Source organism: Vallitalea pronyensis (genome assembly GCF_018141445.1).
In the GTDB taxonomy this organism is placed as follows: Bacteria; Bacillota; Clostridia; order Lachnospirales; family Vallitaleaceae; genus Vallitalea; species Vallitalea pronyensis.
The window spans coordinates 3,326,533-3,345,706 of sequence record NZ_CP058649.1 but is presented as its reverse complement, the minus strand read 5'-3'; the positions used below and the strand labels follow the sequence as shown (position 1 = coordinate 3,345,706).

Genomic DNA, 19,174 nt, shown 5'->3' with positions numbered 1-19,174 from the left:
ATAAAATAAATGATACTACTTTTGATTCTTGCTTTTTATCCAACCAACTTATATATTATACCATAACAAAACAATAATTACAAGAAATTTTTATTTTATGGTTTGTATTTGTATATTCTTGTACTTCCTTCTATGGTTTGTTTTTTTATTGATGGCCAATAAAATGCACTTATGAGAATACATCACTTTCTCATAAGTGCTAATCAATTATGTAACATTATTATTTTTCAAATACGGTATTCTGGTCATGAATAAGTAACCATCTATTATCGAATTTCTTAAATATAAGATTTAAATAATAGTCCATCGTTGTTGGGTTATCATTTTCATCAAGTTCTTCATAATGTACCTTTATCAGTGTATAAGCGATCTCAGTGCCCTCTGCTATCTTTACAATCTCACACTCCATTTTCCAGTTTGTTTTCGCAAACCAGTTTTTGTGAAGCTCAATAAATTGATTACCGTTATTAATGAGTTTACCATCTGGCATAATTAATAATACTTTGTCTAAACATACTGTCTTCAAATAATCATCCAGTTTTCTTTCTTGTAGCGACTCTAGATGATAACTAAGGGTTACCCTAAAATCCATTTTCCCTCTCCCTTTCTTATCTAGTATACAATTTGCCCTGTTGTTGAGTACCATCTTAATCATATCAAATAGCTGTTCATTAATCAACACATTCCGTCAATATGTCGTTAAAAAAATGTGTATACTTCATTTATCTTGATGAAATAATCAAAAAAGGTCTTGTTACTAAGCCAGTAACCATGGAAAATTCATGGAATTGTGTTTATTTATTTTTTTCTTTTATAACGTATCTTTATTTTCTTCAAATAGTCAATATGAAATATAACTATAATGTTTTTTTAATATTTTAGTTTGTAAACAATACCTTTATATATTACAATAATAGTGGATAAAAAAGAAAGATGGTGAACGTATATGCGACATAAACGAATTAACGACTCGGTGCAGTTAATGTAATCTGATAGCAGATTGTGCCGAGACATTTGTTATTTGCTTTCAGTTAACTGCACTGCTTTTCATTTCATTAAGTCATTCATTAGAAAAGGAGATCAGTTATGAATAGAGAACAATTAAAAGCTATATGGAAAAAAGAAGAACTACAATGTTTTAGCGGATGGGATTTTTTATATCTTAATGGAAGATGGGAAGAAGAGCCCTTACCATGGAACTATAAAAGTATGATAAACACTTACTTAAAACCCAGTTATAAACTATTGGATATGGGAACTGGTGGTGGTGAATTCTTATTAGCCCTTGGTCACCCCTATAAGCATACTTCTGTTACAGAAAATTGGCCACCTAATGTGAAACTATGCAAGGAACGTTTAACACCATTAGGTATACATGTTCATCAAGTAGATGATGATGCTTGCCTACCTTTTGAACATAACACCTTTGATATCATTATTAATCGACATGAGTCTTATGTCTCCAGTGAGCTAAAAAGAATACTGAAACCTCATGGTATTTTTATTACACAACAAGTTGGTGGCGACAACAACAAAGCCTTATCTTGGCGTCTTACTAAGCATCCTAACAATTCATATGACTCTATTACACTAGATAATATGTCTACGGACTTGGTTCATCATGGCTTTCAGATTTTACACCAACAGGAATACCGTCCTTATTTACGATTTTTTGATATTGGTGCTTTGGTCTATTTTGCCAAAATTATTGATTGGGAGTTCCCTAACTTCTCGGTTGATGGTTGCTTAGATACGCTTTATGAGCTTCAAGAAGAACTTGATCATACCTCTTATATTCAAAGCACTGAACATCGAATTGTGATTGTATCGAAACTTCATAAATAGCTCTAATGTCTATCAATGACACCTTAAGCGCTATGGAAGATTAATTCAAAGAGATTAAGGAAGATAAATTCGTTTAAAATACCTTCCTTAATCTTTACATTAAAAATGTCTAATTAGACTATTTATATGTCTATTATGGTAAAATCCCCTATATCATGAAAAGCTCATGAATAGGTATTTAGTTATTATGATGTTATTTTCAGCAATTTTAAATAGACTGTTCTGGTTGATCAGCACCTATTTCTTTTTGTTGCATCATTTGAGATTGAATACTATCGGCTTCTTCTTGTGTCATCCTACCACTTTTTACTTCATCTCTTAAATAACTCGTTATAGCTCTCCTATATTCTTCTCTGGTGTCATAAGGTCCAAATTCTTTATCACCTATACATGCAAAGAAGCTTTGATCAACGCTAATGTTTTTAGGTCCGCTGGTAATAAGAATTGAGGCTTCTGTTACATGCTCCCCTTTCTCATTGATATACTCATCAATAATTTCAGGTTTATATATAGTCGTTTCACTAGACTTAATTTCTTCAAGCCATCTTTCTTTTCGCTTTATGTGTTCATCCAGCTCTTCTTGCGTATATTTTCCTGTCTCAATTAACGAAGGAATCATTTTCTTAAATTCTTCAATTTCCTGTTCATATTCTTCTGAGGTATAAGGTTCTGGTAGATTTTCTATACCATTATCTACCTCTTCCTCATTTAAAGGGTCATTGGAATCTACGATGACTGTTTTTCCTTCCTTTATCGTATGGTTGATAACGCTATTATTGGTATCTTTTGATTGAAGTTGATTATTATTTTTTTTATCTCTAGCATCTTTATCATTGGCAAGGACAGCCGTACTTAACGAACCAATGACTAATATAACTGCTAATACTTTATATAACCTCGTTATTTTATTTAATTTCATGATACATTCAATCCTTTCTTTTACTGGGTTTTTCCCAAAAGCATTATTATAAACATGCCATGAGTAAAACTTCTTTTTTTGTTCTGCCATCTTTAATAGGGATAAGGCATAGTCCGATTTGACCTTTTCTCCATAGATGGCTATTACTTTTTCATCACAAGACATTTCAATATCTCTATCCAGTAAAAAATACATCGCCCATACGAGAGGATTGAACCAATGTACACACAAAGCTACAACACCACCTATTTTCCACAACACATCAAATCGTTTAATGTGTATGAGCTCATGTGTGAGCACATATTCCAAATCCTGCTTATTGGAATAATCCATGCACTTTGGTAAAATGATTTTAGGGTGGATAAAACCATAAGCAATTGGTGTAGAGATGCGATCTGACATCATAATTTTTAACCGGCGATATAGGTGCTGTTGCTTCATCCATTGTGATATGACATCATTGTTTTGGATAGGTAGAGCCTCCCGTAACTGTTGATAGCTTTTTATAAAGGACAATAAAAAATATGTGATGAATATTACCATAACGACTCCCCAAATAATAACCATTGGATGAATGGTATTCACGTCTTGCTGCGGAACATCTATGAACTTATCTGGTACGAAATGATTGACCAACCCTGTAAAAGGTACATTATCACTTATGGCTAAAGTACTCCTTTGATTTCCTTGAATCCAATGATTAAAGATGCTATGCATGTTAAATCGTGAAGGTATACGTATTGGTACTAGCAATTGTAACATTCCAATAATCCATAAATACACAAATGTCTTTTTGGGTAGGCTATTGAGTGCCAGTGCTCTTAATAGGATGACAAACATGATAAAAATACTGGCTGTTAAGCTCATTTGTACTATACTCAATGACAATCACCTCACTTTAACTCTTCAATCAGCTTTTTCAAATTGTCAATTTCTTTACTAGACAGATTATGGTTACCAAGAAAAGCTGCAAAAAATTTCTCCGTTGAACCTTCAAACATTTTGTCGATTAGCTCGTTTGTTTCATATTGTTGAATCCGTTCTTTACTGATAAGTGCTTGACACATAAAATTAGGTTCATACCGCTTAATAGCACCTTTGTCGATACATTTCTTTATAACGGTGTACGTCGTATTTCTATTCCAGCCTATTTCTTCTTTTAATCGTTTGGCGAGTTGACCTGCAGACAAATCACCGTTTTCCCATAAAACTTCCATGACTCTGCGCTCTGAGTCAAATAGTTTAATCTTCATTTTTATGACCTCCTAAAAGTAACTATTGCAATAGTCACATTCATACTATCACGATAGTCATTTGTTGTCAAGAGATACCCAATACGTATCTTATGGGTTTTCTCAAACAACTATAACTTCTAATGTTGATGCCGATAAACTTTAGTTATAAAGTGGTACCACTGAATGAATTCCTGATTAAGTAATGATTGATATTTGCTAACGGCTTGATCTGTTTTAAATAATTGTTCTTGAGTAGGTTTTTTATATGGATTGTATCTACGCTTCCATTTATGCATACCTTCTTTTGCAATATGAGCTATGACCTGTGATTGGTGACTGCTGAGTTTAATCATGTAGCTTAAGGCTTCCCATTGATGACTATGACAGATTATTACCCCAGCATTAATCATGACATGTTCCCTATCTGTTTTCCCTATTATCTGATATAACCCTTCTACATCAATTAGATGACTATGTGCCATCAACATCCTTTTTGCCTCATTTGATACACCTATTCTACTATCTTCAAGAAAAAATAGTAGTTCCTTTTTACATTGACCAAAATCAAGGGTTGCAAGGCATCTTAATAGTTTTCTTACTACTTTTGGTTTTTCACTGATTAGCAATTGTTTAAGTTGAGGTATTTGATCATGGGCTGCAACATCCGTTAAACCCAATATGACTATGTCATCTTTTGGATTTGCTTTTAATCGTTCCCAATAAAATTGTATAAAATCATTGTATCCCATTTGTTCTAAAAAATATCTCCCAATTTCTCTAACAGCCTCATGCTTGTCCATTAACGAAAAAAGAAGCATTTCTGGTTTGTGAATCAGCTTTCTAACATACATTTCTCTAATTATAGACACTCTCACTTGATAGAACTTGGCATTAAGTAACATGGCTTGTTTATTCAGTAAGTAGTCATCTGGCAAGCGCTTCAAGATACGATCTATTGTATAGCCTTGGACTCTCATGTCGGACTCCTTAAAAAAAACGTCCATTAGTTGTTTATAATCAACAGATGGGTTATGAGCTAGTCGATATATGATGAAGCGTCGACCTAGAACGTCTCCATGCTCTAAACATGAGAATAAGATGTTGATAATTTGCGGATGCTTCATTAACTTTTCAAATTTGCTTCCTATATACTTCACATCATTTCTTTGAAACTTATTGATATGCATAAATAAAGTAAAATACTGAAAGATGTTTTTAAGATGATGACGATTAACTAAATGATATAAATAATCAGATGCCTTCTTACTAATAACGTTTACCCAATCATTACACCGTATCATTATATAAGGCAAAATGGTAGGATGATGAATACCCATTAAGTAATCTAACGCTTTTTCTCGGAAGTAACCATTAGGGTGAAACGTTGAAAGGCCTACAACATGAATAATTTCCATGGTATCCATATGGCTGCTCAATAGTGTTTCTACCCTTTCGCTTTTCCAATCGTATGACCAGCTATAAGAAGTTCTATCCCGAAACTCCTTATCGATGCTAATCCATTTTTTTATAGGAGTTTGCTCCATCAATCGTGATAGTATTCTTATAGCTCTATCTTTTAAGTCAATGTCCGTTGATAGCAAAGCCCAGTAGATAAGGGGTATATCATTTCGTTCTAACTTCTCTTCATTTCTAGATAAAATCTCTTCAAAATCGTAGCTGGGTATATGCTTTTGATTATTCTTCTTATGGCGATTAAGTATATGTTTGATAATGATATCTCACTCCTTTATTGCTAGATCTATTACTATTTTATCCCTTGAATGTATTTTTACTATATTATCAAATATGACTCTTAAAAGCAATAACAATGGGACTAAGATAAAAAAAGTTGCCTTTTCAGGCAACCCTTATCTTGCGTATATTAACTTTTACTTGATTGACGATTTGCAAATGTTAATATAGCTCCTAATGCTATGGATAAAAGAGCTGCCATAACAATGCGATACGCCTTAGGCATCATAAATGTGATGGTATGTGCCGGTATCCAAAAGAATGGTATGGTTTTGACCACAATAAAATTGGCATACCTGTTCCAATTGGTATTTCTTAGTACAAGATTATAGTTAGGTTTATGCATAGGATTACCATATCGAAGGTCCAGATAGGTATCCGATAACATATGCATGGCCATAAAAACAGGAGCAAAGAAGATATTCATCAAAGCCGATGTAAAGAAAGCAAAAGCTAATTTGGATTCGCCTCCTGGTAAATAGCCCATATTCATACATGCTTGAACACCACTAGCAAACAACTGGAATATTAATGTGATGAGTATGCCAATGAATCCCCATATGATGATTCGCCATATAAAACCAGCTGGTAATTGCCACTGTTTCTTGTTAAGACGTAACGTCAGTAATTCCCCCATGGTTGATAATACTGCAAACTTAATAAATCCACTTATGTAAGGGTGAGCTGTGGTCTGTGCAATAAACGATGCGTTTGTCCACGGTGATACAATGTACCCGATCACCAATACTAAAACAGCTCCCCATAAAAAATCACCTTTTTTCATCTCGTACCCTCCACCATTATATAGATTGTTAATTGGTTGGCTATAACCTTTATGTATTATATAAAAGATAACATATCACTATATTGAATACAACGATTATCCGCAAATACTTATTTTAATAAGGCCGTATCTATCATGAACCATAACATATTAAAACCACCTGCATAAACAGATGGTTTATATTAGCTATATAATGCTTGCTAATAACAATAACTCTTCATTATTCTCATACATCATATCAAATTGATCAAGTGGTAAAGGATTCTCACCCAGACCTGCTTCAATGGTGTATCCAGGTTTTCTAAAGTCCTGTATATACCAATCTTTGTAACCTGCTAGACTCTGGCTCAGTGTCTCGGAAGCTAATTCATAGCCACTGGCCCGTGCAAAAGCATCGCCAATAACAACACTCACCTCCGGTTGCAGGTCTCTAAATTGCCAAAAGATGACTTGACCTTGTGTATGGTATGCTAAGACTAATCTTGTAACGATATTACGTGTTAGATTAGCCATAGCAAAGGATTCTGGTTCTGATTCTGGAGCCGTACCTGCAAATAAGTATGGACCAGGACCAGTGATACCAAACTCTCCTTCTAGGTCTTTATACTCTTGCCAACCAGCATTGTAATTTCGATTAAGGTCTACGCCCCGGATATTGGATTTCCAATCATCAAAATCATCACTATCAAAGTTCCATGCAATCAACTGCTCTTTGTTTTTTCCATATTCTGTAGCACCGTTAATCACTAAATCCACACCATCTGGATTAACCATTGGAACGATATGAATGGTTGCTCTGTTCCAAATATCTTCCGTATTATAACCACGTATGGTTCCTCTTCTCACATATACTTCCAAGAAATTCTCTAGCCATTTCATCAATAGTGGTGATGTGATCCATTCATTAGCATGGTGGGTGCCATTGTAGATAACGTGATTACTACCATTCCCTATGGTAATATGGTAGAGCTGTCTACCATCAACACTTTCACCTATACTCTCATACATCATCATAGGATAGCGTTTTTTCAATGCTAAGATGTTATTTTCCATAATATCATAAGTATAAGGCACATTGGTTGGTACAACCTGATAGTTAAGGGGTATAATAATTGACTGACCAATTTCTAGCATAAAAGGATTAATACCTGGATTAGCTGCTATAATGCGCCATACATTCGTTTTAAAAGCATTGGCTATATTGTATAAGGTATCACCTTTTTGAATGGTATATGGCACATATCCCATGATAAATTGGTCTATTCTATTCAAGGTTTGGGCATCCAATTGGCCTGTTTCATTTAAATTATTATCATTTTGAAAATTTTTTATGGCATTTTTTGAATAATTTCCCAAAATTCCATCTATAATATAAGTATAGTAACCTAATTTATTTAATAAGCCTTGAATCTCACGTATTCGAGACTTTGATAAATTGTCCAAATGCATCACCAATATTTTTTGTTAATTTATCTTATTATAGTTTATGTTAAATGTACCTTGTACCATTATTTTACTAGTTATTTTTCGAAAAAATACAGAAACTATTAGTAAGATTAAACCTCGAAAAGGTGATGTATATATGGTCTCTTTCAGGTTAATCATAAATCACTAAAAAGGAGGATTCTTTATGAATACTAGAGGTATTGATATAGTTGCCCTTATCTTAGTTATCGTTGGTGCAATCAACTGGGGTCTTATCGGCTTTTTCGAGTGGGACTTAGTTGCAGCTATATTTGGCGGCATGTACACAGTAGCTAGTCGTATTGTTTATGCACTAGTAGGAATCGCAGGTATATATTCATTAACATTCTTCGGAAGAATTCGAGGAGAAATGTAAGTATACTAACAAAGCAGCAAGTACTATATTTTATCAACCATCCTATGGTTGATCCATAAACCATATATTATGTCTATCATAATATATGGTTTTAATCTATCTATATTGCTATTAAAATGGAGAATAAGCCCTATCAAATTGTGATAAATATATAATACCACAACATGTATTGGTATATAAATCACATTTGGATAATATCTTGTATTTTATTAAGTAATATTAGCTAATATTTTTTTTAATTATTTACCCCATTTCTATTGTAAATAATTTGTGAAAGTTATATAATAAAAGAGTAAAGTTATTAATTTTTTAAGAATTGCATCATATCATTCTTAAAACATATCTAATTGGTGATCCCGTACATAAACGCAGTGGGATTCATCTCACAAAAAGTTAATATGTTCGCTCTATCAATTAGATGAAAAATTCTTAAGGAGGAGATTGCTATGATAAGGTTAGTTGCTGGTGATACTGGGGAAGGTAAGACTAAGGATTTAATTCGAATGGCTAATGAAGCAGTCAAAACAACAAAGGGTCACATCGTTTATCTTGATGGGGATAGCAGTCATATTTATGATTTACATCATAGTATTCGATACATTAATGTTTCTGAGTTTCCTATAAATGATTATAAAGAATTTTTTGGTTTTATGTGTGGTATACTTTCTGAAGATAATGATATTGAACAGATTTATGTAGATGGTCTATTAAGAATGGCTCATTTACCTATTGAAAATGAACATACAGAAGAATTAATCGGAAAACTTAAGGCCGTTTCAGATAGCCTTAATGTGCGTTTTGTTATTAGCGTTAATTGCGATACAACTGGTCTGCCAGTTGCTTTTAAAGAATATTTAGTTGCATAATATTGATTATTAGCCGCCTATTTCTTAGGTGGCTTTATTAATTATCTATTAATATTGAATAACTATACCATTCCCCACATGAACAAAAGAGGCTACGCCTCGTTCCGCAAAGCGGATTTGTCCGTTAGGAAAGTTACCTTAGCACAAATCTATCTTATTTGTTAAATGGAGAACTTTCCTATAGTACAAAAAAAGAAGGAGTATCTATGCTCCTTCTTAGTTTTATGAACGAATAACGCTTCGCCATTCTAAATCGCCACGTTCTAATGCTTTAATTAATAATTCAGCAGTTGCAAGATTTGTTGCGATGGGTATGTTATGAATATCACATAGACGAATAACAGATGCAGGATCTGGTTCATGTTGTTTTTGTGATAACGGATCTCTTAAGAAAATCACCATATCAATCTGATTATGGGCTATCTGAGCACCTAATTGCTGCTGACCACCTAGATGTCCAGCTAAATACTTATGAATACTAAGATTCGTTACCTCTTCAATTAACCTACCCGTTGTTCCTGTAGCGTATAATTCATGCTTATTAAGAATATTACGATATGCAATGCAGAAATTTTGTATCAATTTTTTCTTTTTATCATGAGCTATTAAACCAATATTCATGAACTTACCCCCTTTAGTAGTAAGATGTTTTTCTTTGCACACTTATATTCAATACTAGTCCAATACCAATCATATTCGTGAGCAAAGAAGAGAGTCCATAGCTTATAAATGGTAATGGTATTCCTGTATTTGGTATAATACCTGTTGCAACACCTACATTAACAAACGTCTGAAAGGTTATGATGGCTACAAATCCTACGATAATCAACATACCATATAAATCTACCGCATCTTTTGCAATCCATAGACACCGGAGAATTAAAAGCAGAAGCAAAAATAAGGTGACACTACATCCAACAAAACCAAATTCTTCACCAATAATAGAAAAAATAAAATCCGTTTGAGGTTGAGGTAAATAATTGTATTTGTTAATGGTGCCGCCATACAAACCTTTACCATGAAGTTGTCCTGAACCTAGTGCTTGAATGGAGTTCTCGGTCTGCCATACATTAGCTCCTTCACTCTCTGGGTAAAGAAAGCTCTTAACACGGCTTACTTGATGATCCTCAAAAAACTCCTGATCTGGTTGTTGAATATACCATGCGGTTAGCCATAATAATGGTATAGCTATCAGTAATGCACCAATGACATACTTATAGTTAATACCCGCTGCATATACAATAATCACTAATATGACAATGATCACAAGCGATGTGGATAAATCGGGCTGTTTATAGATTAAAAAAGTGGGTATCAAGGTCAATATAGCCAGCTGCATAAGAAAAAAGAAATTGTTAATCTTATGCTTGTTTTTATCAATGATATAAGCGAGAAATATCACCATCATCATTTTTGATAGCTCGGATGGTTGTATACGAAAACCAGCAATATCAATCCACCTTGCAGCACCAGAAACTTTATGCCCCATAAATCTTACCGCTACTAATAGTATAATATTAAATACATAAATAAGCCAGTAAAACTTTCCAATAAAATGATAATTAATAAAAGAAATGCCAATCATCATGATAAAGGTAACGATAAAACCAAATCGCTGCTTGTTCCATTTCAGAGGTGACCCATTACTATTAATCTGCGTGGCACTGCCGATTGCCACGATACCAATTGCCACCAAAGCTATAACGATTAAAATAATAAAAAAATCATATTTTCTGAAGTTATAATTTCGAAACACCAATTGCACTTCTTTCTATTATTATGACTTTTCATGGTTATAATTAACCACAAAAAGTCAATATTTTTATTTTGCTTTTCTCATCTTCTTAATTGGAATGTTGGCATATAGTGCTGGAACAATATCGTCACTGATCTCAGATTTTGTATTGCCCATTTTAACATCCAAACCTTCCTCATCAATTTCCATGTATTTGCTGATCACTTTAATAATATCTGTTTTAATCATGTCTAACAATTCTGGAGAACAATTGGCTCTGTCATGAATAAGCACAAGTTTAAGTCGATCTTTTGCAACTCTCTTTGAAGTTTTTCTACTTAACAATGGCATAAACGTCCCCCCTTTTAATTACCAAATTTCATGAAACTTTTTATTTTACTCAATAAACCGCCTTCATTTTCAAAACTTAAAAATGGTACTTCTTCTCCTAGTACACGTCTTGTAATATTGGCATAAGCTTTTCCTGATTGAATACTTTTATTGCCTACAATAGGTTCGCCGTTATTGGTTGAAATAACAATATGTTCATCATCGGGTATAGCGCCTAATAATTTTATAGCTAAGATTTCAACAACGTCATCAACAGACATCATATCACCTTTTTTTACCATATCGGTACGAATACGGTTAATAATAAGCTCAGGGCTGCGAAGGTCATTGGCTTCAAGTAGACCTATAATGCGGTCTGCATCACGAATAGCTGAAATCTCAGGTGTTGTGACAACAAGTGCTCTATCAGCGCCAGCTATGGCATTCTTAAAGCCTTGCTCTATACCTGCCGGGCAATCGATAATGATGTAATCAAACTCTTCTTTTAGATTTTCACATAGTTTTAACATCTGCTCGGGTGTTACAGCATTCTTGTCTCTGGTTTGTGCTGCTGGTAGCAAATAGAGATTCGTATAACGCTTATCTTTAATTAAAGCTTGTCTTAATCTACAATTGCCTTCAATCACATCAATTAGGTTATACACGATTCTATTCTCAAGTCCCATAACTACATCTAAGTTTCTAAGGCCGATATCTGCATCAATTAAGCACACTTTCTTATCTTCCATGGCCAAACCAGCACCTAAATTAGCTGTTGTCGTTGTTTTTCCTACGCCGCCTTTACCAGACGTTACAACAATTACTTCACTCATAGAAATTTTCCCCTTTTCAATTAATTTTAAAATCCTGTTCAAAATAGTCTAGTTCATTGTAGATATTTCTATTTAAAGGTTCAATGCATATTCTACCTTCTTCAACATAAGCAATCTGTGTCTTGGACTGTTCGTCAGAATCATCTAGTTGATCCGATGATCGTCCAATAATATCACCGATACGAAGCTGCATAGGATCCATGGACAATGCGACGATAAATGGATATCTGCCATTACATGCCCTTGTGATAACCGTTCCTTTTAAAGAGCCAAGAACAATCACATTACCACCTGCTGATACTTTAGCACCTGGATTCACATCCCCAATGATAATGACACTGTTTTCCACATTTAATTCTTGGCCTGAACGTAAGGTGCCACGATGAAAAACTGCCATTTGACCATTATCCGATGATGTTGTATCGATGGATTCTTGTTGCTTCTGTTTATTGTCTTCCATAACACAGACCACTTCCATATCTGAATGGCTGGTAATGATAGCAATCAGTTCTTGTTGTTCGCCATCGGTTAATTCTCTACCAGAAAAAGTAATGGCCACTTTAGCATCTTTAAAGAACTTTTTAGCATCTGTTATCTTTTTTATTAATGTTTCCTTTATATTATCAAATGTTGCTTGCTCATCTAATATAATGGTAAGTCCATACTTATTACCTTTAATGAGTAAACTATCGCTCATATAAAGCATCCTCCTATATCATTTATTCCCTACCATATTTCTGTCATTCTTCAAGTTGATTATCCATGGTTGTCGTTGTTGTCTTACCATTTATATCATAATATTTTTCTATTATTTCTTTAACCACTTTCCCTGCATTTTGAGCTGTATCTGCAAAAGGGATGGATACAACTACAGCTATTTCAGGCTTATCATAAGGCGCAAACGCAGCGAATGTGGCATGATCAGGACGTAATTTAGATTGCTGCGCTGTACCTGTTTTACCAGCAACACGTATGGGTAAATCTTTAAAAATTGATGCTGCTGTACCTCCTGGACTGGTAACCATGAGCATACCTGAATATATTGTATTAAGATGATCAGGGTTGAATTCATTTTTGGTAGCGATGTTTGGTGTACGTTCTTCATATAAAGTACCATTATGTCGGGTAATTTTATCCACAATATTCATTTCATAATTGGTACCACCATTAGCTAATGTGGTCACATAGCGTGCTAACTGTATAGGTGCATAGGCATTTCTTTCTTGTCCCATTGCCGCACGAACAGGATCATTTGTTGGATTAGAAGGCTTATATTCAGCAAGCTCAATACCCGACTTGGTGTCAAGACCAAACTGGGCAATATAGTCCATTAATGTGGTTATACCTAACGATGAAATATAATTACCATTTTCATCGGTACCTAATCGCATACCTACTTCATTGAAAAAAAAGTTACAGGAGTCTCTAAGTGCTTCAGCTACATTTTCATCACCATGTCCATGACCGTATTTTCTATATATCCAACAACTGACATGTGGTGTTATCTTTTTGAATACACCTGTGTCATTGATAATCGTATGTTTGGTGATAACACCTTCTTCTAGACCTGCCATGGCAGAAACCATCTTGAAGATTGATCCTGGTGCTTTCTTTTCTTTCGTAGCACGGTGAATAAGAGGTTCTGTTGGATCAAGATACAACAACTGGTAATAGTAATTATTATCGAAATTATTAACGAGTCGATTATTATCATATCCTGGATAACTCACCATGGATAAGACTTCACCTGTATCCACATCAACAACAACAGCAGATCCCGTACTAGGGTCCTGAGCTACTTGACTAGGTTTTAATTCAAGTGAAGATAATTTCTGTTTCATGAATGTGAGAGGTGATAGACGACCATTTAATACTTGATTTTTTTCCGTTTCGTTCGTGTTAACAATACCTTGTTCAATCAGCAACATGGATAAGTCAATATACGAAAATCGCTCATCTTCAGCCATGTCTTTCAGTACTTGGCGTTTAAAAGCATTTCGATTCAATATTTTGCTATTGATATAATCAATGGTATAGTTATATATTTCTATATTTGAAGGACTTTCTCCTTCTTTTTTATTCATATCAAGCGAAATACTTTCATCTTTTATACTGTCGTTTAAAAACTCATAAATGCCGATTTTATTATCTTTAAAGTCTGTATAGGCTTCTCTTACTTCTTCAGTAGTTACAATTTTGCCGTCTTTCTCCTTTTCCACAGGCTTTCTTGTTAATAATATACTATTTTTTACTAGATTGTCAATTATATAGTCTAAATACCTATCTGTCTCTGCGGAATAGGCATTATTTTTACCTATGAGCCTGTCATTAATTGCTTTCACAAGGTTATCATAATGGCTAACAAAGGCTGCATAAATTTTATGTTGGTGTTGACCTTCTGAAGACTCTTCTAATTGATCTAGAGATATAACCGTATTGGTGAACATCTCACCGTATATTTCTCTAAGTAAAATCGTGGTCTTTTTTCGATTAGAAGGTTCACGTAAAACTAAATTTTCAACCACCACATTTGCAATTTGTTGTTCAAGTGCTTGATAGGTTTTTATCTGCATCTCTCGATCAATGGTTAGAAATATATCATTACCTGGTAATGCTTCCACCGTATCCACTACATTTCTAGTCCGACCACTACTATCCACCTCAACGGTTTGTTTCCCATCTGTACCTCGTAAATAGAGTTCCATCTGTTTTTCTATGCCCACTTGTCCAACAATATCAAAAGCATTATAATCATGTGCTTTCAATTTGTCTAATTGAGCAGCAGATATCTTCTTGGTATACCCTAAAATATGCGAGAAATATGGTATATCGTTATAGACACGTTTGGGTTCAACGATAATACTAGCACCTGGAAATTTATCATGATTTTCATTAATAAGTGCTAAAGTTTTCTCTGATATATCTTTCGAAATTTTTAGGGGTTTATATTTCCTTCCCCAATTGAGAAATAAAGCATATTTGACTGACATAATACGAAGTGCTTCTTCATCTGTATAGTTTTCTTTGGGGATATCAAATTCTTCTCGTATATAAGCCATTGTTTCTTCTGGTGTCATAGACGCTTCTTCTTCACTGAGGTCTTGATTACTAAATATTTCACGCTTAAATCTAGCAATGGAAGAGTTAGAACCACTAAAGGTTAGTGCACCGTCTTCACCGATAACAATAGGAAATGACACTTCAAGTTGATTGCCATTTTCAATAATAATTGAAACCAACTCATGTATCATTTTTGAACGATCTTTAACCACAATACTATCATCCAACATAACGGTATAAGCTAACTTATTCGTAGCAAGGGGCTTTCCGTTCCGATCATAGATATTACCTCTTGTGCCTTCAATGGATAATTCTTTCTGGATACTTATTCGAAAATCCTTCGCTAGTTGCTGCCCTTGGACAATTTGCAATTCAAAGACCCGGTTAATTAACGTCCAAAACACAAGTAATATAAATACAAGCAGTAGAAACAGACGATGTCGCATAATTTTCCATACTTGTTTTAATAATTCCCTTATCAATTGGTACCTGCCTCCTTTTCTCCATCTCTTGTTAAGCGCATGTTCATATAATGGTAAAATTTGTATATAAGAACGGCAATAAGTGCTGTATAAACAACTTCAGGTATGATAATATTTAAGAAATAATGACCCATGTTTAGTTTTCCTCGCAGTAAGAATGTAAATATGTATACATATAATCCAAAAATCAAATCACTGATAGCAATGACGATTGTAGGAATAAGTACGCTATCCTTATAGATAATTCTGTATAAGTAGCCGCTGAAAAACCCTAGATACATATAAATAAGTGCATAAAATCCTAGTACTTGTCCGAAGGTCATATCTTGAAGCAACCCGCAGAAAAACCCAATAATACCACCTGCATATTTGCCTCTTAACAGTGCTACGGATACTGTTGTAATGAGTAGAAGGTTAGGGGTGATATTATTGATACTGATATACATCTTCAGTGACCCATATAATACTATATTAATTAATACTAAAAGTACGGCATAAATTACTCGTCGCATACTTTTATCTCCTTACTGTTCATATAAATTCTCTTTCCACACCTGATTGATGACGAGCACTTCTTCTAAATGCTTAAAATCAACAGCAGGTTCGATGACCGCTGATTTATTGAGTTGGTTAGGGTTTTCATTAATTTCCTTAATGGTACCAATTAAGATGCCAGGTGGATAGATTTCGGATAAGTGAGAGGTAACAATCTCATCACCAACAATTATGTTAGCAGATTCATCTATAAAATTCACCTTACAGTAGCCGGCATATTCCTTTTCACCTTCAACAATACACGTGTCCGAGGTTCTAAAAATCTTACCACTCACCCGACTTGAATCATCAATAATCGTTTTGACTTTTGAAAAACCAGGACCCACTTCAAATATATGGCCTACAAGACCATTACCTGCTAATACAACCATGTTTACTTTTAATCCATCGTTGGTACCTTTATCAATTCTAAATACATCGTACCAGTTACCAGGATCTTTACCAATAACAGATGCCCCTATCTTTGGGTAACTTGGATATTTTTTATCCAATTCATACAGATTACGTAAACGTTCCAATTCTGTTTTATCTTGTTGAAGTATTTTATTTTCATAACGCAATTTATCCACTTCTTCGGTTAAATCACTGTTTACAGCTTCTAAACGATTAATGTTTTTAACAAAATCCACTTTATCGATGACCCAATCTCCAAATACATTAACACCTTTCTGCATGGGTACCACCACATAGGATACACTTTTTTCGATAGCACTCACTTCTGATCGATTTTCCCACGTAAGAATGATAAGTACAAGACATAAAAGGGTCATGGCTAGCAAGATGTATTTAGCTGATAATTTTTTTCGTCGAATCACAATTAACCCTCCTATATATTCAAACTTATTTTAATTTACTTTCCCGTTTGGATGATTCTAAAACACCTTCATATTTTTTCATGTTTTTAAGGACGGTATTAATGCCATTAACGACACATTCAATAGGCGTGTCAACAGGATTAATGGATAACGATGTTTCTAGACTAATAAGTACATCAATATTGGTCAGTAATGAACTACCACCTGTCAGATAAACACCCGTTTCAAGAATATCCGATGATAACTCAGGAGGTGTTTTTTCTAAAATAAATTTAATGGCATCTACAATGACATTAATATCTTCTTTCAGTGCATGATGGATATCTTCATTGGATACAGTCACCTTTTTGGGTAAGCCCGTAACCACATCTCGACCAATCACATCTGCAAACACCAAATCTTCTTCTGGATCTATCCATACATACCCAATTTGTTTTTTTATTTTTTCAGCTGATTTTTTTCCAATATAAACACTATATTTTTTCTTAACATAGGTTGCTATATCATCATCAAACTTGTTACCACCAATTTTTAAAAGCTTACTAATGACAATACCCCCAAGGGAAACCACGGATATTTCTGTGGTTCCTCCTCCAATATCCACAATCATATTCCCAAAAGGCTTTAAAATCTCAATACCAGCACCTATTGCAGCTGCTACTGGTTTTTCAATAAGGTATACCCTTTTAAATCGAAATCCAAGATGTACAAATAAGTCATATAGTGCTTTTCGTTCAACTTCTGATACATCGCTGGGAACACTCACGATTGCCAAATTAGTCGCAAATGTTTTACCCATTTTTAACCTTTTTAATTGTTCTTTTAATAACTGTGACATGGGATCAAAATCTGCCACAACCCCATATTTTACTGGACAATTCATGATGATATGTGAAGGTGTTTTTTCAAGCATATCATAAGCTTCTTCTCCTACGGCCACAACATTATTTTTATTTTTATCTACTGCAATGATTTCAGGTTCGTCTAATATAATGCCTTTTTCTCTCTGTCCAATGTGCATAATCGACGTACCTAAATCGAATCCTAATTCTCGATTAAACATATAGTACTCCTTTCAAAATCCCTAATAAGCTATCATACCATGGTGTCAAGATTTGGTACAGTACATGAATTTTATAAACTTATACAGCCAAGGCAAACATGTTGAATAGCCATAAAAACCTATAAGGTTTCATTCAACATATATAGTTACGATTAAAACCAAACTCTCTCTTTATATTATCTCCAAATCATGGTTAATTTCTTCATCCATAACAAACCTTATGATATTTAATTGACGGATACTGGTTCGACCTTTATACGATGCCCCGCTCTTTAAGACTTATATAATGACCATCTCCAATAATAATATGGTCCAGCAACCTTACACCAATAATATCGCCTGCTTCAATAATCCTTTTTGTGATGGCTATATCTTCTTGACTTGGTGTTGGGTCTCCACTTGGATGATTATGTAAGAGTATAACGTGCACAGCATGATGTCTTAGAGCTTGAATGAATACTTCTCTTGGGTTAATCAAAGATGCATTCACTGTACCAACAGTTAAGAACTTATCTGCAATGATCTGATTTTTCGTGTCCAAAAATACAATTTTCAAGTGTTCTTGTTGTAAATAGCGCATTTCCTCCATGTACAAAGTTGCAATGGAACCTGGTGAAGATATCTTAAGCTTCGTTTCTGCATTATATTTTGATAGCCGCTTTGATAACTCTGCAATAGCCTTAATTTGAATAGATTTTACACGGCCAATGCCTGACACTTGTTGTAAGTCATCAAGTGATAAACCATAGATTCCCCGTATTCCCTGCTCGGTTATACCCAAAATACGCTGTGCTAATTCAATGGAACGTTCTTTTCTAGAACCACTACGAATGATAATTGCTAATAATTCTGCGTCAGACAAAGCACTTGGTCCATACGTTTCGAATTTCTCATAAGGTCTTTCTGATGAGGGCAAGTCCTTTACTCTCATCCTTGTGTCATTCTCCAATATCTATACCCCCTAATAGATCAATAGCATGATACAGTTAAGAAAATATCTCCCTTTTACATGTATTCTTAACTAAGGGCATCATATAGGACATGTTTTTCATCTATATGA

At 34.2% G+C, this 19,174-nt stretch carries 19 protein-coding genes; 3 read left to right on the top strand and 16 right to left on the bottom strand.

What is annotated here, in order from left to right; genetic code table 11:
• Positions 1-220: 220 nt before the first annotated feature.
• The gene (locus HZI73_RS14105) at positions 221-592 is read right to left on the bottom strand and encodes a nuclear transport factor 2 family protein (RefSeq protein WP_212694031.1); all 372 of its coding nucleotides are present in this window, start codon (positions 590-592) and stop codon (positions 221-223) included.
• A gap of 494 nt (positions 593-1,086) precedes the next feature.
• On the opposite strand from HZI73_RS14105, the gene HZI73_RS14100 reads away from it, so the two are divergent.
• A complete protein-coding gene (locus HZI73_RS14100; RefSeq protein WP_212694030.1) occupies positions 1,087-1,845 on the top strand; it encodes a class I SAM-dependent methyltransferase in 759 nt (252 codons plus the stop codon).
• Between the two features lie 208 nt (positions 1,846-2,053).
• Here HZI73_RS14100 and HZI73_RS14095 read toward each other — a convergent pair whose 3' ends face one another.
• The 5 genes from HZI73_RS14095 to HZI73_RS14075 all read right to left on the bottom strand — a co-directional run bounded on the left by HZI73_RS14095 (position 2,054) and on the right by HZI73_RS14075 (position 7,978).
• On the bottom strand, positions 2,054-3,646 hold the full coding sequence (locus HZI73_RS14095) for a M56 family metallopeptidase (RefSeq protein ID WP_212694029.1): 1,593 nt from the start codon (positions 3,644-3,646) through the stop codon (positions 2,054-2,056).
• An 11-nt stretch (positions 3,647-3,657) separates the two neighbouring features.
• Positions 3,658-4,017 (bottom strand): BlaI/MecI/CopY family transcriptional regulator, encoded by a 360-nt coding sequence (locus HZI73_RS14090; RefSeq protein WP_212694028.1) that lies wholly within the window; start codon positions 4,015-4,017, stop codon positions 3,658-3,660.
• A gap of 119 nt (positions 4,018-4,136) precedes the next feature.
• Complete coding sequence (locus HZI73_RS14085; protein WP_212694027.1) at positions 4,137-5,600, bottom strand: hypothetical protein; 1,464 nt, start codon at positions 5,598-5,600, stop codon at positions 4,137-4,139.
• Between the two features lie 281 nt (positions 5,601-5,881).
• Complete coding sequence (locus tag HZI73_RS14080; RefSeq protein ID WP_212694026.1) at positions 5,882-6,535, bottom strand: hypothetical protein; 654 nt, start codon at positions 6,533-6,535, stop codon at positions 5,882-5,884.
• 186 nt (positions 6,536-6,721) lie between these two features.
• Entirely contained in the window at positions 6,722-7,978 is a 1,257-nt protein-coding gene (locus HZI73_RS14075; RefSeq protein WP_246552160.1) for a M14 family metallopeptidase, read from the bottom strand.
• A gap of 187 nt (positions 7,979-8,165) precedes the next feature.
• Here HZI73_RS14075 and HZI73_RS14070 point away from each other — a divergent pair, with 187 nt between their 5' ends.
• Together HZI73_RS14070 and HZI73_RS14065 are read left to right on the top strand one after the other, a co-directional pair.
• Positions 8,166-8,375 carry a DUF378 domain-containing protein gene (locus HZI73_RS14070; protein ID WP_212694024.1) on the top strand — a complete coding sequence of 70 codons (210 nt, stop codon included), beginning with the start codon at positions 8,166-8,168 and terminating at the stop codon, positions 8,373-8,375.
• A 446-nt stretch (positions 8,376-8,821) separates the two neighbouring features.
• Entirely contained in the window at positions 8,822-9,241 is a 420-nt protein-coding gene (locus HZI73_RS14065; protein WP_212694023.1) for a twitching motility protein PilT, read from the top strand.
• Positions 9,242-9,463: 222 nt separating this feature from the next.
• On the opposite strand, the gene mgsA is transcribed toward HZI73_RS14065, so the two are convergent.
• The 10 genes from mgsA to radC all read right to left on the bottom strand — a co-directional run bounded on the left by mgsA (position 9,464) and on the right by radC (position 19,045).
• A complete protein-coding gene (gene mgsA / locus HZI73_RS14060; protein WP_212694022.1) occupies positions 9,464-9,862 on the bottom strand; it encodes a methylglyoxal synthase in 399 nt (132 codons plus the stop codon).
• A 13-nt stretch (positions 9,863-9,875) separates the two neighbouring features.
• Positions 9,876-10,997, bottom strand: coding sequence for a rod shape-determining protein RodA (gene rodA, locus HZI73_RS14055; protein ID WP_212694021.1), 1,122 nt, complete (start codon positions 10,995-10,997; stop codon positions 9,876-9,878).
• 66 nt (positions 10,998-11,063) lie between these two features.
• Positions 11,064-11,327, bottom strand: a complete 264-nt coding sequence (gene minE / locus HZI73_RS14050; RefSeq protein WP_212694018.1) for a cell division topological specificity factor MinE — start codon at positions 11,325-11,327, stop codon at positions 11,064-11,066.
• Between the two features lie 14 nt (positions 11,328-11,341).
• A complete protein-coding gene (gene minD, locus HZI73_RS14045; RefSeq protein WP_212694017.1) occupies positions 11,342-12,139 on the bottom strand; it encodes a septum site-determining protein MinD in 798 nt (265 codons plus the stop codon).
• Positions 12,140-12,155: 16 nt separating this feature from the next.
• Positions 12,156-12,836, bottom strand: a complete 681-nt coding sequence (locus HZI73_RS14040; RefSeq protein WP_212694016.1) for a septum site-determining protein MinC — start codon at positions 12,834-12,836, stop codon at positions 12,156-12,158.
• Between the two features lie 43 nt (positions 12,837-12,879).
• On the bottom strand, positions 12,880-15,681 hold the full coding sequence (locus HZI73_RS14035; RefSeq protein ID WP_212694015.1) for a penicillin-binding transpeptidase domain-containing protein: 2,802 nt from the start codon (positions 15,679-15,681) through the stop codon (positions 12,880-12,882).
• Positions 15,678-16,193 (bottom strand): rod shape-determining protein MreD, encoded by a 516-nt coding sequence (gene mreD / locus HZI73_RS14030; protein ID WP_212694014.1) that lies wholly within the window; start codon positions 16,191-16,193, stop codon positions 15,678-15,680. The genes HZI73_RS14035 and mreD overlap by 4 nt, the downstream gene beginning before the upstream one ends.
• Positions 16,194-16,205: 12 nt before the next feature.
• Positions 16,206-17,051: a rod shape-determining protein MreC gene (gene mreC / locus HZI73_RS14025; RefSeq protein ID WP_212694013.1), complete on the bottom strand. Its 846-nt coding sequence runs from the start codon at positions 17,049-17,051 to the stop codon at positions 16,206-16,208.
• Between the two features lie 25 nt (positions 17,052-17,076).
• On the bottom strand, positions 17,077-18,114 hold the full coding sequence (gene mreB / locus HZI73_RS14020) for a rod shape-determining protein (RefSeq protein ID WP_212694012.1): 1,038 nt from the start codon (positions 18,112-18,114) through the stop codon (positions 17,077-17,079).
• Positions 18,115-18,367: 253 nt separating this feature from the next.
• Positions 18,368-19,045, bottom strand: a complete 678-nt coding sequence (gene radC, locus HZI73_RS14015) for a RadC family protein (protein WP_212694011.1) — start codon at positions 19,043-19,045, stop codon at positions 18,368-18,370.
• Positions 19,046-19,174: the final 129 nt, after the last annotated feature.